Annotated in this window: 14 protein-coding genes; all 14 read right to left on the reverse strand. The window is 40.4% G+C overall.

Annotated features, from left to right (window positions below; translation table 11 throughout):
- Positions 1-23: 23 nt before the first annotated feature.
- Positions 24-680 (reverse strand): SCO family protein, encoded by a 657-nt coding sequence (locus tag WC743_RS14040; RefSeq protein ID WP_373012702.1) that lies wholly within the window; start codon positions 678-680, stop codon positions 24-26.
- 41 nt (positions 681-721) lie between these two features.
- The gene (locus WC743_RS14045) at positions 722-1,063 is read right to left on the reverse strand and encodes a cytochrome C oxidase subunit IV family protein (protein WP_373012704.1); all 342 of its coding nucleotides are present in this window, start codon (positions 1,061-1,063) and stop codon (positions 722-724) included.
- A 19-nt stretch (positions 1,064-1,082) separates the two neighbouring features.
- Positions 1,083-1,802 carry a cytochrome c oxidase subunit 3 gene (locus WC743_RS14050; protein WP_373012706.1) on the reverse strand — a complete coding sequence of 240 codons (720 nt, stop codon included), beginning with the start codon at positions 1,800-1,802 and terminating at the stop codon, positions 1,083-1,085.
- A gap of 7 nt (positions 1,803-1,809) precedes the next feature.
- Positions 1,810-2,391: a heme-copper oxidase subunit III gene (locus WC743_RS14055; RefSeq protein ID WP_373012708.1), complete on the reverse strand. Its 582-nt coding sequence runs from the start codon at positions 2,389-2,391 to the stop codon at positions 1,810-1,812.
- Between the two features lies 1 nt (position 2,392).
- Entirely contained in the window at positions 2,393-3,283 is an 891-nt protein-coding gene (cyoE, locus tag WC743_RS14060; protein ID WP_373012710.1) for a heme o synthase, read from the reverse strand.
- Positions 3,280-4,341: a heme A synthase gene (locus tag WC743_RS14065; protein WP_373012712.1), complete on the reverse strand. Its 1,062-nt coding sequence runs from the start codon at positions 4,339-4,341 to the stop codon at positions 3,280-3,282. Before WC743_RS14065 ends, cyoE begins: the two co-directional genes overlap by 4 nt.
- A gap of 83 nt (positions 4,342-4,424) precedes the next feature.
- Positions 4,425-6,311 carry a cbb3-type cytochrome c oxidase subunit I gene (locus WC743_RS14070; RefSeq protein WP_373012714.1) on the reverse strand — a complete coding sequence of 629 codons (1,887 nt, stop codon included), beginning with the start codon at positions 6,309-6,311 and terminating at the stop codon, positions 4,425-4,427.
- A gap of 19 nt (positions 6,312-6,330) precedes the next feature.
- On the reverse strand, positions 6,331-7,518 hold the full coding sequence (locus tag WC743_RS14075) for a cytochrome c oxidase subunit II (RefSeq protein WP_373012715.1): 1,188 nt from the start codon (positions 7,516-7,518) through the stop codon (positions 6,331-6,333).
- Positions 7,519-7,565: 47 nt separating this feature from the next.
- Positions 7,566-8,834, reverse strand: coding sequence for a quinol:cytochrome C oxidoreductase (locus WC743_RS14080; RefSeq protein ID WP_373012717.1), 1,269 nt, complete (start codon positions 8,832-8,834; stop codon positions 7,566-7,568).
- Between the two features lie 12 nt (positions 8,835-8,846).
- Positions 8,847-9,422: a cytochrome c gene (locus tag WC743_RS14085; RefSeq protein ID WP_373012719.1), complete on the reverse strand. Its 576-nt coding sequence runs from the start codon at positions 9,420-9,422 to the stop codon at positions 8,847-8,849.
- Positions 9,415-9,951 carry a DUF3341 domain-containing protein gene (locus tag WC743_RS14090; RefSeq protein ID WP_373012721.1) on the reverse strand — a complete coding sequence of 179 codons (537 nt, stop codon included), beginning with the start codon at positions 9,949-9,951 and terminating at the stop codon, positions 9,415-9,417. The genes WC743_RS14085 and WC743_RS14090 overlap by 8 nt, the downstream gene beginning before the upstream one ends.
- A 2-nt stretch (positions 9,952-9,953) precedes the next feature.
- Complete coding sequence (gene nrfD / locus WC743_RS14095; protein WP_373012723.1) at positions 9,954-11,426, reverse strand: NrfD/PsrC family molybdoenzyme membrane anchor subunit; 1,473 nt, start codon at positions 11,424-11,426, stop codon at positions 9,954-9,956.
- A gap of 21 nt (positions 11,427-11,447) precedes the next feature.
- Positions 11,448-14,480, reverse strand: a complete 3,033-nt coding sequence (locus tag WC743_RS14100) for a TAT-variant-translocated molybdopterin oxidoreductase (RefSeq protein WP_373012725.1) — start codon at positions 14,478-14,480, stop codon at positions 11,448-11,450.
- Between the two features lie 40 nt (positions 14,481-14,520).
- Positions 14,521-15,147 (reverse strand): cytochrome c3 family protein (locus WC743_RS14105; RefSeq protein ID WP_373012727.1); only part of this gene is annotated, 627 nt, incomplete at its 5' end.

Below are 15,147 nucleotides of genomic sequence, written 5' to 3' on the forward strand. Positions count from 1 at the left end.
ATTCTTGATTTCTTACTTCTATTCTAATATAGCGCTTTATCTACTTTTCTTAGTTCTTCGGCTATTAAAACTTTTATCTCATCGTTTAGTTTAGTTAAATCTGCCATGGATGTACCGGAGTAATATCCGCGGATCCGTTTTTCGGCATCTATCAGTACCAGCTTATCGCTATAAATAAAGTTATCATCATCAGCCTTTAAAGCATCAACCAAAAACCCTTTACGGGCCAGGTTATAAATGGATGTAGTATCGCCTGTTAAAAACAGCCACTTACTGTTGGCTTCCAGGCTCTCTGCATACTTCTTTAAAACAGGTGGCGTATCCCTTTGCGGATCAACCGTAATGGATATAAAGTTTACCATCTTGTTTTTTCGGTACACATCTGCCAGGGCGCTTATATTTTTGTTTACCGTGCTGCAAACTGTTGGGCAGTGGGTATAAAAAAAGCTGGCTATAAATATTTTCTTATCATAGTTTTTGAACGATACCTGCTTACCGTTCTGATCCGTTAGCGTAAAGTCGTCCAGTTTATGATAAATGGTATCAGGGATATACTTACCGTGAAACTTATGGCCGGTTTTAGCAACCTCCTTAGGCCCAAAAAAAGGCAATGGTTTATACCTGTTCTTACCTTTTGCAGTTAGTAAATAATATAAAAATCCCGGTAATGCTAAAATCATTACCAGGATTACTATTTTTTTAGGGAGACTTGTTTTGCGCATTACAACCGCAAATCTATCCAGTAATGGCTCTCATTTGTAAGTACCAGTATTAAACCGATTATAAATAGTATAGGTACAATTATAGCCAGTGCTAAACCAATTTTCTCAAACTTAAGGTGCATAAAATATGCAACAATGTAAAAGGCTTTAGCTAACGTTAAAATGATATATATTGGGTTAGCAATATGGGCTGGTATAATACCTTTAGGTACTAATAAAAGTGCTATAATAAATTCAACTACTGTGATACCTAAAAGCACCCCAAATATCTGAACTATTTTTTTTCTGGTCATTCCCTCACCATGATCTTCATGGTGAACTTCTGTTGGTTCTGATGACATATATAATCAGTTAAAATTGTTAAACTAAATAAAAGAAAGTAAATACAAATACCCATACCAAATCTACAAAGTGCCAGTAAAGACCTACTTTTTCGATCATTAAATAGCTGCCACGTTTTTGATAAGTACCCAGCAATACATTTATAGTAATAATTATATTGATTATTACCCCGCTAAATACGTGAAAACCATGGAAACCTGTTATGGTAAAGAATAAGTTTGCAAACTGTTGTGCATATACCCCATAGGTTGCTTCGTTACCACCTGTGAATAGGTGTTTTAGCTCTTCCATATCAGGAATATGCCCCCACCAAAAGCCTTCGTGGTGTAAGTGCGACCACTCTAATGCCTGGCAGCCCAGGAACGTGAAACCACCAATAATGGTAGCTATCATCCACCAAACTACTTCTTTTTTAGCCATACGATGGCCGGCCTCAACGGCTAATACCATTGTAACCGAGCTTAGAATAAGGATAAAAGTCATTAAACCCACAAATACAAGGGGTGCGCCGCTGTCTAATAATCCTGGTACTGATTGGAAAACCTTGTCAGGTGCAGGCCAGCTGCTTGAGCTGAAACGCAAAGCACCGTATGAGATTAGTAATGACGAAAAGGTGAACGCATCCGATAGGAGGAAAAACCACATCATCATTTTACCATACTCAACATTAAACGGAGATTTGCCTCCAGACCATGGCGTTGATTTTACTTCATCAATTTGTGATACCTGTGTACTCATGTGTTTGTTAATATTGGTTCAAAAGTAAAAAAACATACAGATAAATCCATATAATATCGACAAAATGCCAAAAAATAGAGGACATCTGCATATTATACAAATTTTTAACCTGTGGTACGTTACGGTAACTGCGCCAAAGCGTATTCCCCAGTAATGCAATACCGGCTAAAATGTGTAATAAATGCATTCCGGTGAATACATATATAAAAGATTGTGACGCATTTGGGTTACTAAAATAGATCCCCATTTTGTTTACCAGCACATACCACGCGTATATCTGGATAAAAAAGAAAAGTACTCCCAGTACTATGGTTAACCATAAGTACATTCGCTGTTTAGCAAACTGTAAACCTTTAGCCGCGCTTGACGACAGGTACATAGTTATACTGCTTAATATAATTGCAGCTGTGCTATAAATAAAAGCCTCAGGCATCTTAGCATGTATGCCGTGGCCTGTGCCGCCGCTGTAAACTATAAAACCACTGGTAAGTGCCGCAAAAAACATAAACGATGTGAATATGAAGATCCACATGTTGAATTTTTTGGGTGCCAGGTTAAGTTTATCGTCTTGTTGCATTTGAGCCATCATTTCACTTTCCTATAAAATCAAATAAAAACATTAGTTGCACTACAGGCAAATAATAAAAAGAACCAAACATTAACGTTCGGGCGGCTTTAATTTCAAGCGTGCGCAACAGGTTAAATGCCTGGTATAAAAACAGCAGGCTCATTATTAATGATACCGCTCCAACATAGTAACCGCCGTAACCATAAAATGTTGGTAATAAGCTTACCGGTACCAATATAATAGCGAATATAAAAGTAATAACAGCGCTGGTCACATCCCTTTTCCCTGTAGGCAACAATCTGAAGCCTGCAAGTTTATAGTCATCATCCAATACCCAGGCAATTGCCCAAAAGTGTACAAACTGCCATATAAACTGTATCCCGAATAAGATGAGCGCTATTTCGTCTATACGGCCATGTGGTTGGCCTGCTACATACCCTATTAACGCAGGAAATGCGCCTGGTATAGCGCCTACAAACACGGCTATTGCCGACTTACGCTTTAGCGGCGTATAAACAAATGCATATAATAAGATAGAGAGCACCGACAACAGACCTGTAAGCAAGTTTAAAGAACCCAAGAGATAGGTACCCACTATACCCATGCCTAAACCTAAAACTAAACCCTGCCCTGTAGTCATCCGCCCCGCAGGCATAGGCCTGTCCATGGTGCGCTTCATTAGTTTATCCAGATCAACTTCAATTATCTCATTAAAGCAATTTGCGGCAGACGTAACCAGGAAACCTCCTATAACCAACTTTGCCCAGTTGAGCCACATAGTTGTGCTATACAATGAACCCCATGTATTGCCCCCATTGGCTTTTACCGCTATAATAAAAGATATAGATGCAGAAAAAGTAACCAAAAAGGTTAGCCGCAATTTTATCAATTTTGAGAAATCACTCCATTTCATTTGCGGGCCTCCTGCACATTAACCGTTGTAAATAAATTCAATAACAAATAAAACTGGGCCCCAAAAACAAGACTGGCTAAAACTATATGTGCAGCCTGCGCGTAAGGTGGCAATGCCATATATGATAGCAATATACCCGTAACAATTTGCAGCATTATCATCAGGAAGGTAAAACTCATTAACTGCTGCTGTATAGAGTGCCTGCTAAAATTCTTGCGGACCAATGCATATAACATGACGTTAAATACAAAAACCACTACTGCCATATCCCTGTGCCGGGCAAATATATCACCGGCGCGGCTTATCCAGCTTTCGCGGTAACTGCCTTCAAGGTGACTGGCAACGGCATCAACCTTCTCCCTAACCTCCGTACCAAAAGTTATTTGCAGTATGCTTAATGCTAAAACAATTATGGCAACTATAGCAATAATCCGTTTAACCTGTATTTTATATCTGCCGGTTACCTTTGCCATATGATAGGTTGCAATGCTGATAGCCAATATTGCTAGTGCTATAAGCATGTGTACGGTAACTATCCAGGCAACCAAATTTGTTGATACCACTATGGAGCCTAACCAACCCTGAAAACCTACCAGTATCAAATTAAACACACTTAGTACAACTATACTTTTATTAGTGTTCCAGTACTTAAACGAGTATAAAGCAACAAGCAGTAAGAATATACCCGATACAGCACCTATCAACCGGTTAATATATTCCGTCCAGGTACGGGCGCTGTTAAACTCTTCCGGAACTAATATTGATCTGTCATTACGGATACGCGTAGCCAGTTGACTGTATCCAAACACATCAAGCATTTTCGCAAATTTTTGATTCTTGGCCAGGCGCTTATCCGCATACACCTGTTTATAGTCCTTTGGTAAATCTGCCGCGTTGGTTGGCGGGATGTACCTGCCAAAACATTTAGGCCAGTCGGGGCATCCCATACCTGATCCGGTGCTGCGCACCACACCCCCTGCCAGTATCAATACAAATAGCAGGACGATGGTTATGAGATTTAGTTTTAGAAATGTACTCCCGGATGCGTTTATGCTCATTTAAATATTTCTAAAAAATTAGGGTATCTGTATGGATTTTTATCCGGCACAGATACCCTAAAAGATCAGATCAGTATAAAAAATTATTTTACTTCTTCGTTACTCTTTTGAGCGCTGCTCCATTTTGCATGTTCTTCTAAACCTATAGGGTTATCTTCAAAATCATGCGGAAGATTTGAACTCATAGTTTGTGAAAAAGGAACTGTTTGTGGTATAAAATCCTCTTCGGCCCCCGGCTTGCTGTAATCATATGACCAACGGTAAACAGTTGGTATTTCACCAGGCCAGTTACCATGTAAGTGCTCAACAGGTGCAGTCCACTCTAAAGTGTTTGCCTGCCAAGGATTTTGTGTTGTTTTCTTACCCCAGAATATAGAGTGTATAAAGTTGTACAAGAAAGCAACCTGTGCCAATGCCGACATAATTGCCGCCCATGTGATAAAGGTGTTTACTGATAACCACTGTTTCATCGACTCAAACTCGGTAAAGGCATAGTAACGACGCGGAACGCCATCTAAACCCATAAAGTGCATTGGGAAGAATACAAGGTACGCGCCAATGAATGTTAACCAAAAGTGCAGGTAACCTAAACGCTCGTCCATTAAACGGCCAAACATTTTAGGGAACCAGTGGTAAACACCGGCCAACATACCAAATATAGCTGCCGAACCCATCACAAGGTGGAAGTGGGCAACAACAAAGTAGGTATCGTGTAAGTTGATATCAAGCGCAGCATTACCTAAAAAGATACCTGTTAAACCACCAGAGATAAAGAATGATACCATGCCGATAGCAAACAGCATAGCTGCGGTAAAACGAATATTACCACGCCATAAAGTAGCCAGCCAGTTAAATGTTTTTACTGCTGATGGTACAGCGATGATCAATGTAGTGATCATAAATACACCACCCAGGAACGGATTCATACCCGTTACAAACATGTGGTGCCCCCATACAATAAATGATAATACTGTAATACCTATCAGAGAGTAAACCATTGCGTGGTAACCAAAAATTGGTTTACGCGAGTTTACTGACATAACTTCTGAAGATATACCCATTGCAGGCATAATTACGATATATACTTCCGGGTGACCCAGGAACCAGAATAAGTGCTGGAACAAGATTGGGCTACCACCTTCATAAGGCTGTACCTGGCTGCCATTCAATACGATGTCAGACAAATAAAAGCTTGTACCAAAGCTGCGGTCAAATACTAACAATACAACACCAGCTACCAATACAGGGAACGCCAATACGCCTAATACAGCTGTAAGGAACAAAGCCCATATGGTTAAAGGCATCTTCCAAAGATCCATGCCTTTGGTACGCATATTTAATACTGTACTAACGTAGTTAATACCACCCATTAATGATGATGCGATAAAGAATACCATACTGATAAGCCATAGCGTCATACCCATTCCTGAACCGGGCATGGCTTTAGGTAAGGCAGATAACGGCGGGTATACTGTCCAGCCACCGCTTGCAGGGCCCTTCTCAACCATAAATGATGACAGCATGATAATACTTGCTGTTAAGAAGAACCAGTAAGATAGCATGTTCATGAACGGCGAAGCCATATCACGGGCACCTATCTGCAATGGAATTAAAAGGTTGGCGAAAGTACCGCTCAAACCGGCGGTTAATACAAAGAATACCATTATGGTACCGTGTATAGTTACCAGCGAAAGATAAAAATTTGAATCTAAACGGCCACCAGGTGCAAAACGGCCTAATAAAGTTTCCATCAAGGGGAATGCTTTATCAGGGTAGGCTAACTGGATCCTGAAAAGGATAGATAATATCATGGCAATAACGGCCATAGTAATCCCTGTTATCAGGAATTGCTTGGCAATCATTTTGTGATCCTGGCTAAATACGTACGTATTTAAGAAAGTTGCTTTATGGTGTCCGTGATCATCATCGTGATGTGCTACTCCGTGATCGTGAACTGCTAATGTTGACATACTCGCTAATCTTTTTGAATTAATTGTTTAACGCTAACCTGTTGTTTTGTTGTACAGCTGATTTTTGCTCAGCAAACTTCAGATCCTGTTTAAGTTTATCTGTCAGGTAAGGTTTTTGCTGTGCTAACCAAGCCTGGTATTCAGATTCTGAAACCACGCGTACAACTTTCTTCATGTTATAATGGGCTCCTCCGCAAATTTTATTGCAATAAAGCAAGTACTCAAATGTAGGGTTATCCAGTTTGGTCCTCATTTCTGAGGTAGTAATGGTTGGTGTAAATTTAAAGTAGGTAGGTAAACCCGGTACCGCGTTCAATTGTACACGGAAGTGAGGCATGTAAACGCTATGGATAACATCCTGTGCGTGTATGTTTAACCTGATAGATTTACGAACCGGTATTACCATGGTATCAGCCTGTAAATCATCATAGCTGTATTTGTCTTTAAAGTTGATACCTAATTTATTGGTACCGTTAACCAGCTTGTAATTGGTGTTACCTAATTTACCGTCTTTACCCTGGTAACGCAGTTCCCAGGCAAATTGGTGGCCTGTTACATCAATGTTTATAGAGGCAGGTTCGCCTTTGGCATCAACCGAATTTGTTATTTGCTGCCAGGTAAAAAATCCAAATATTACCAATATAGTTAATACTATAGCCGGGGCTATTGTCCAAACTTTTTCAATGGTGTCGTTGTGAGGTAAAAAATGGCCTCTGCGTTTTGCAGAATACCTGTATTTAAACAAGAAAAAGAATAATAATATCTGTGTTATAACAAAAACGATGGTGGTAAGTACCGTAGTGGTCCAAAACATCTCATCTATCTTAACACCATGTATTGATGCAGCATCAGGTAAGATCATTTTTCCCTGCACTGTGTATTCCCAATAAGCGCCATACATACCCGCTACTAAGAAAATCAGGCAAATAACGCCCATGATGTTGTTCCAGTTTATTGGCTGTTTGCCCTGTATCTGCTGGGTTAAATCAAACACACGAAGTATTTTACCAACTATACCAACAATAAAGCATATTATCAGAAACAATAGTGTGTAATACCCGGCAGTAGCCCACCCGTGGTCTGTACCTGCAGCCGGCGATGCAGCTTCTGCTGTAGCCTGTGCCATTACCATGTTTGTGCCCAAAAGCATAAACGCGGCTATAAGCGAAAGCATTTTTTTAGAACTTATTAAAAATTTGAATCCCATTTTATTGGTTATTTGAATGCTATATTCCGTTGCAAATTTAACAATTATTATATGTGATGATGCAGGCTCTCTTCAAGGAAAGGGTGCTTTTTAGGTACAATAGATGCGAATTTACTTAGTGTATTTAACACAAGGAAAGTAAACAAACCTGAAAAACCTATAAAGATACCAATCTCTTCAACACCAAAACCTCTGCCTTCTGCTCCTACTGTACCAGGCATAATCATCAGGTAATAATCTAACCAGTGGCCACCAATTAAAATGATACAGGTCCACATCATACGGTTTGTTAAACGTTTTGCATCCCGCGACATTAATAAAAGCAACGGTGCTAAAAAGTTAAGTACTATGTTTAACCAAAACCACCATTTAAACTCAGGTTCCCAGCGCCTGTAAAAGTAAACAGACTCTTCAGGTATGTTGGCATACCAGGTAAGGAAGAACTGTGCAAACCAAACATATGTCCAGAAGATAGAGAAACCGAATATCAGTTTACCTAAACTATGTAAGTGGTTTTCTGATGTAAATGACAGGTAACCTTTTCTCTGTAAGTAGATAAGCAACAAAGCTATGATAGCCAAACCGCTTACGTGCATAGCAGCTAAATTGTACCAGCCAAACATGGTCGAAAACCAGTGAGCTTCTAATGACATTATAGTACCAAATGCAAATATTGGAAAGGTAAAGCCAAATATAACCAGGAATATACAAGATATTTTAAAGCTTTTGTCGTAGTTAGACATGCCGCCTAAAGTATCTTCTTCTTCTGAGTATTTAGCCAGTTTTAATCCCATAAAACTGTAAGAGCCTAACAATATAACCAACATTCCATAAAAGAATGGGATACTTAAAAACGCTGATTTACCGGCTATAATAGGGTCATAGTTCTCGCTCCCCGGAATAGTAAGACCATGTGTGGCCCAGTGTGCATATAAATAAGGTACAATCTCTTTTTTACCGTTCTCTTCTACTATTTCATGCTTATTTAATAACCCGGCAGTTACTACAATAATTAATATAATACTTGCAATGGGTAAAACTTTAGCTAATGCCTGCGGAACTCTTATGAAAGAAGCCGACCAGCCAGCCTGGGCAACGTATTGATAAGCGCAAAAGAATACGCCAGCTGTACATACGCAAACAAAATAGTATGCCATCAGTAATAAGTTACTGTAAGTTCGCAGTGCATGTTCGCCGCCTTTAAATATAAATCCAAAAGCAATAGCTAAAACACCAATTACTATAGCAACCAAACTCCATGTTCTGGCGCTACCGGCGAATTCAAATCTTTCTTCGAAACTATTATGAGTCTTCATTAAAATTAATTCTTATAAATTTTGTAAATGGTGTACATACATAACTATTTTCCAGCGTTCCTCTGGCGCAATCTGCGAAGCGTATGAGCCCATGGCATTTACACCATAAGTTATAGTATGGTAAATTTTTCCGTCTGTAAGATCTTTCATTGCACCACCACGTGATGATTGACCTTTTGAATAAGATGGCGGTGGCGGATATCCATGTTGTACTACCAACCCATCACCCTGCCCGGTTACGCCATGGCATGGCGAGCAGAAAGTGATAAATAAAGCTTTACCATCTGCATAATTCTTTTGGTTGTTAGCAAGCATGTTGGTTACCTCTAAACTTGCTCTTTCATATCCATCCTTATTGTTTGGATAATCAAAGCGTTTAAAACCTACCGGTATAGTACCTGCCGGCGGAACCTGTGCTGTTTTTCCATCTTTAAAATTCGGATTAGCCTGATCCGGATCGTATGCGGTATGTTCGTACATATTGGGAGCATATTCCCAACCGGTACTACGTTTATCCTTGCATGATGTAATTACAATCGATGCAGCAATAACGATAGCCGTTGTGCCCAATATTCTAAATTTATTCATAGCTAACATATTTTCTGTCGTTATGCTTTACTTCTACGGCTCCCGCCTCTTTTAATAAATTGGTTATATCGTCATGTGGTATATTCCCTTTAGCGTTTATTGCTATCACAAAACGATCATCTGTTGCGCGCAGATCCATTACACGCGGCGCACGGCCCGGAAAAAGATGTGTTGCGGCAAAAAAAGCTATTGTCATACCAAAAGCGGTAAATAAAATAGTCCACTCAAATGTAAAAGGTACAAAGTTAGGCATCGCGAAGCTTGGTTTACCACCTACGTTCATCGGCCAGTCATGCACCAGGGTGTAATATATAATGCTAAATATTACAGTGGCGCCAATGCAGCCACAGCAAAATGCAACATACCCTAATCTTGATTCTTTAATGCCCAGTTTGTCCTCAATACCATGTATAGGCATTGGTGTATATACATCATAAATAGGGACACTATTTTTCTGTAGTTTCTCAATCCCGTGCATCATATCATCGGGATCATCAAAAAGGCCTAATATAAATTTTGTCTTACTCATTTTTATACTTTTTCGTAATCAGTTACGTCAATACTGTCGTACTTAACTAATGATTCTTTGTAATACTCAACCTCATCTTCTTTATGGTGCCCTTCATCTATCTGTTTCTTTTTAGCCTGCTCACTTGATGTTTTCAGCAATAATTTCACCTCGGCAATTGCCACTGATGGTAATACTCTTATGAATAATAAGAACATAGTAAAGAATATACCGATAGAACCTATAAACACGCTCACATCTACCCAGGTAGGATAAAACATTGCCCAGCTTGATGGTATATAATCGCGGTGTAATGAGGTTACAATGATCACGAAACGCTCAAACCACATCCCTATGTTCACGATGATTGATAAGAACCATGAGAACTTAATATTAGTACGTAAGTATTTTGACCAGAATAACTGAGGAGATATCACGTTACATGACATCATGCTCCAGTAAGCCCACCAGTACGGGCCGGTTGCCCTGTTAATGAAAGCATATTGTTCATACTCAACACCAGAATACCATGCTATAAAGAATTCAGTGATATAAGCCACACCCACAATTGAACCTGTTAACAAGATGATCTTGTTCATTGATTCGATATGGAACATGGTGATATAGTTCTCTAATGCTAATACCTTACGGGTAACCAGTAATAATGTTTGCACCATGGCAAACCCTGAGAAGATAGCACCCGCAACAAAGTATGGAGGGAAGATGGTAGTATGCCATCCTGGTTCCAGTGAGGTAGCAAAGTCAAATGATACAATGGTGTGTACCGATAATACCAGCGGTGTTGATATACCTGCCAATATCAATGACACAGTCTCAAAACGCTGCCATGTTTTTACTGAACCTGTCCATCCAAAAGAAAGAACAGAATAAATGCGGCGGCGTAAGCCTGTAGCACGGTCACGGATTGATGCGATATCCGGTAATAAACCTGTGTACCAGAATAATAATGATACCGAGAAATATGTTGAGATCGCAAACACGTCCATCATCAAAGCCGAGTTCCAGTTTACCCATAGTGAGCCGTATTGATTTGGCAGTGGTAATGTAAAATATGCCAACCATGGGCGGCCCATGTGTGCTACAATGTATGTAGCGGCGCAGATAACGGCAAAAATAGTCATCGCCTCTGCAGACCGGTTAATGGAGTTACGCCAGTTTTGACGGAATATTAAAAGTACTGCTGATATAAGTGTACCGGCGTGACCAATACCTACCCACCATACGAAACCGGTGATATCCCATGCCCAGCCTACTGTTTTATTTAAGCCCCATGCCCCTAAGCCGTACCAAAACGTCCAGCTGATAGCAAATACCCATAACAGCGATCCTAATGAAGCCACTGTAAAGCCTATCCACCAGGCTTTGTTAGGTTTATTTTCAACAGGGAACAAAATATCGTTAGTAATTTTGGCATAGGTTATATCCTTGCCGGTAAGTAACGGTTCCCTGATTATTGATTCATTGTGAGATGCCATATATATTTAAATCTCTAATAATTAAGCCTGTAATTCAGATGATGTATTTCTAACCTTTACCTGGTAACCAATACCCGGTTGTACGTTTAACTCTTCTAACACGTAGTAAGTTCTTTCGCTCTTTAAAGCTTTTGATACTTCAGAGTTAGGGTCGTTAGCGTTACCAAAAACGATAGCGTTAGCTGAACAGGTTTGCTGACAAGCAACTTTAACCTCTCCATCCTTAAGCGGGCGTTTTTCTATTTTAGCTTTCAACTTTCCTGCTTGTATACGTTGTATACACATTGAGCATTTTTCCATAACGCCACGGAAACGTGTGGTTACATCAGGGTTTAATACTAATTGTGTATGCTCGTTATTCAGGTAGTTATCAAAGCGCGAATCATTCCAATAGTTAAACCAGTTAAAGCGGCGAACTTTGTACGGGCAGTTATTTGCACAATAACGTGTACCTACGCAACGGTTGTAAGCCATTTGGTTTAAACCTTCTGATGAGTGTACGGTAGCTAATACCGGGCAAACAGTTTCGCAAGGTGCGTGGTCGCAGTGCTGGCAAAGCATAGGCTGGTGAACTACCGATACATTATCAAAGTTCTCCAGTTTATCAATTTCCTTTTCTTTGGTTATTGCACCATCGTTAAAGCTGTAATAACGGTCAATACGTATCCAGTGCATTTCGCGGCGACGGCCAACCTCATCTTTACCAACAACAGGTATGTTGTTCTCAGCACTACATGCTACAACGCAAGCGCCGCAACCTGTACATGCATTAAGGTCAATTGCCATAACCCAGTTATAGGCAGGGCGTTCATACTCATCCCACAAGCTGTATTTTTGGTGTTCGCCATCTTTACCGCTGTTTGATGAAGGATTTTTAACGTATTCTTTAAATGAGGTTTCGCGTATTACGCTACGGCCTTCATATGAATGGTGTGTTTGTGTTTGCGATAGCGGGAAGATATCGCCTGTTGGTGTAACAGTTGCCGCCGCGGTAGTTTGGAAAGTACCGTTACGGAAGCTGTGGAAAGGGAATGCGTTTTTACCTACATTGTTACCAACCAGGCCCGCTGCTGTACGGCCGTAACCAACAGCTACAGATACTGTACCAGGTGCTTGTCCCGGCTGTGATAATACTGGTAATGATATAGAATATCCGTTTGCATCAATAGTAACAACCTCAAACTCGTCAAGGCTCAACTTCTTGATATCAGCCGGGGCCATTGCTGCAAAGTTATCCCATGTTACTTTAGATACCGGATCCGGCAACTCCTGTAACCAGGGGTTGTTTGATTTTTTACCATCGCGCATGGCAACAGTTTGGTATATCTGTAACTCAACTTTACCTCCCTCAGCCAGTTTAGCGCTGTGGTTTAATATAGTTTGAGCAACTGCATTTAAATCAAGGTTAAATGTGTAAGTGCCTGGTGCAACATCCGCTACTTTAATTAAGCCTGTTTGCAATAAGGTTTCCCAACCTGCCTGGCCAGATAATCCGCCTTTAGCTAACAGGTTAGTGTTCCAGTTATTTCTAACAAAAGTGTAATAATCCTTAACAGCATTATCAGACCATATCAATAAACTTTGCTCGGCCTGGCGGGTGTTATAAACCGGGTTAATGGTTGGCTGCATTACGGTGTAATAACCTTCAATAGCGCTATCATCTCCCCACGACTCTAAATAGTGGTGGTTAGGCGCAACTATATTACATAATGCTGTTGTCTCGTCTGCGTGGTCAGAGAATGATACTTTAAGGCTGATCTTTTTAAGGGCCTCTTTAATATCATTTGTATTGTAGTAATCATACGCCGGATTTGCATCCAGGAAGAAAACTGCACCAACTTCGCCGCGTTTTGCTTCATTCACAAACTCAACAAGTTCAGCATCATTACCGGCATATTGGCGTGATGGGTTATCCAGGTCAATAGTAGTACCGTAGCTGCCTAACAAAGAGTTGATAGCATTTACCAACACCTGTGTAGCTACATCATTTGAACCGGCTACCACTAAAGCTTTGCCTTTTGCAGCTTGTAGTTCTTTTGCAACTAATATGATCGCTTTATCAGCATTCGCGTTAGCTAATTTTTTTGAACCCGGTAAAGTTGTACCCGAAAGTGCGTTGTAAAGATTAACCAATGCAACACCTTCTTCAGATGGTTTAATAGGGATACGTACATCGGCATTTGTACCGGTCATGCTCATTCCGCTTTCAAACTGAATGTGGCGGGACATCTTTTTTGCTTCCAGGGATTTGTTATTCCTGTTTTGTACGTATTGGCGTGTAAATTCTTCGCCGGAGATCCAGGTACCCAGGAAATCAGCCCCAAAGCTTAAAATTACATCAGCCTTGTCAAAATTGTAGTGAGGCAATACTGCTTTACCAAAGCTGTTTTGGTTAGCCTGTATAATACCTGTATAAGATACTGCATCATAATTAGTATGTTTTGCAGTAGGGTATTTTGTAATAAATTCAGCAATAACAGCTTGTGTTGACGGGCTGTGTACTGTTGATGTGATGATACGGATCTTTTTACCTGCTGCCGCAATTGCCGCCAGCTGGCTTGTTACAAAAGAATCAACTCCTGCCCATCCGGTTTCGCTGCCGTTTTGCATTGGCTCTTTTATCCGGTTATTATCGTACAAGTCAAGCACTGATGCCTGGGCCTGCGCGCTTAAACCGCCTTTTGATAAAAGATCGTTAGGGTTACCTTCAACCTTAATTGGGCGCCCTTCGCGGGTTTTAACCAATATAGCACTACCTTCATAGGTTGATGAGTAGTAGTTAGCTATACCTGGTGTTACTTCTTCAGGCTTAATTAAGTAAGGTATTGATTTATGTACAGGAACTTTTTGACAAGCTGCTAAGGTAACTGCACCCACACCAAAGCCCAGCGCCTTTAAAAAGTCGCGACGAGGGGTTTTTGATGACAGGCCACTTCCGCTTAAAATCTCTTCAATAGGGATTGGCTCCGCAAATTCGTGTTTATTTTTCTCAACAAATTCTGGTGTTTTGTTCAGTTCTTCTAAACCTTTCCAGTATTTTTTATTGCTATCCATTTAAGTTATATAAACTGTAATGTTACGTTCTAAATAGTTATTAATAATGGCATTTGGCGCACTCGATACCGCCCAATAAGGCCGCGGTAACTTTTTCACCTTTTTTAAGGCGTTCGTGTACCTGTATCATGTTATCATAGTAAGCGTTGCCTTTGTAGTTAACCTCTGTGCGTTTGTGGCACTGTATACACCATTTCATTGTTAATGGCGAGTACTGGTAAACTTCCTGCATGGTTTCAACCGGGCCGTGGCAAGTTTGGCATTTTACATTACCAACCTTAACGTGCTGCGAGTGGTTAAAGTAAGCTAAGTCTGGCAGATTGTGCACACGCACCCACTGCATTGGTTTAGCTTTAGTACTATCGTATTTTGCAGTGTTTGGATCATAACCTAATGCATCATAGATCTTGTGGATCTCCGGTGATTCGGTTTTTACTGATTTGTGGCAGTTCATACAAACGTTCAGTGATGGTATTGAAGCGTTTTTAGATTTGAACGCGCCGGTGTGGCAATACTGGCACTCCATTTTCATTACACCTGCGTGTAATTTGTGTGAGTACTTAATAGGCTGTACCGGTTGGTATCCCTGGTGAACGTTAGTGTTCCACATGGTTATCCAGCTCCAGCTACCTAAAGCTATAGTACCGCACAGTATCACAAAGAATAC

Origin of the sequence: Mucilaginibacter sp., from assembly GCF_041660805.1 — a bacterium.
GTDB lineage: Bacteria > Bacteroidota > Bacteroidia > Sphingobacteriales > Sphingobacteriaceae > Mucilaginibacter.

What these genes read in the sequence shown, in the direction of transcription:
- WC743_RS14040 (WP_373012702.1), bottom strand. Translation starts at nt 680, where the DNA reads ATGATTTTAGCATTACCGGGATTTTTATATTATTTACTAACTGCAAAA.
- WC743_RS14080 (WP_373012717.1), bottom strand. Translation starts at nt 8,834, where the DNA reads ATGAAGACTCATAATAGTTTCGAAGAAAGATTTGAATTCGCCGGTAGC.
- WC743_RS14050 (WP_373012706.1), bottom strand. Translation starts at nt 1,802, where the DNA reads ATGAGTACACAGGTATCACAAATTGATGAAGTAAAATCAACGCCATGG.
- WC743_RS14100 (WP_373012725.1), bottom strand. Translation starts at nt 14,480, where the DNA reads ATGGATAGCAATAAAAAATACTGGAAAGGTTTAGAAGAACTGAACAAA.
- WC743_RS14090 (WP_373012721.1), bottom strand. Translation starts at nt 9,951, where the DNA reads ATGAGTAAGACAAAATTTATATTAGGCCTTTTTGATGATCCCGATGAT.
- WC743_RS14045 (WP_373012704.1), bottom strand. Translation starts at nt 1,063, where the DNA reads ATGTCATCAGAACCAACAGAAGTTCACCATGAAGATCATGGTGAGGGA.
- WC743_RS14070 (WP_373012714.1), bottom strand. Translation starts at nt 6,311, where the DNA reads ATGTCAACATTAGCAGTTCACGATCACGGAGTAGCACATCACGATGAT.
- nrfD (WP_373012723.1), bottom strand. Translation starts at nt 11,426, where the DNA reads ATGGCATCTCACAATGAATCAATAATCAGGGAACCGTTACTTACCGGC.
- WC743_RS14075 (WP_373012715.1), bottom strand. Translation starts at nt 7,518, where the DNA reads ATGGGATTCAAATTTTTAATAAGTTCTAAAAAAATGCTTTCGCTTATA.
- WC743_RS14065 (WP_373012712.1), bottom strand. Translation starts at nt 4,341, where the DNA reads ATGAGCATAAACGCATCCGGGAGTACATTTCTAAAACTAAATCTCATA.
- WC743_RS14085 (WP_373012719.1), bottom strand. Translation starts at nt 9,422, where the DNA reads ATGAATAAATTTAGAATATTGGGCACAACGGCTATCGTTATTGCTGCA.
- cyoE (WP_373012710.1), bottom strand. Translation starts at nt 3,283, where the DNA reads ATGAAATGGAGTGATTTCTCAAAATTGATAAAATTGCGGCTAACCTTT.
- WC743_RS14055 (WP_373012708.1), bottom strand. Translation starts at nt 2,391, where the DNA reads ATGATGGCTCAAATGCAACAAGACGATAAACTTAACCTGGCACCCAAA.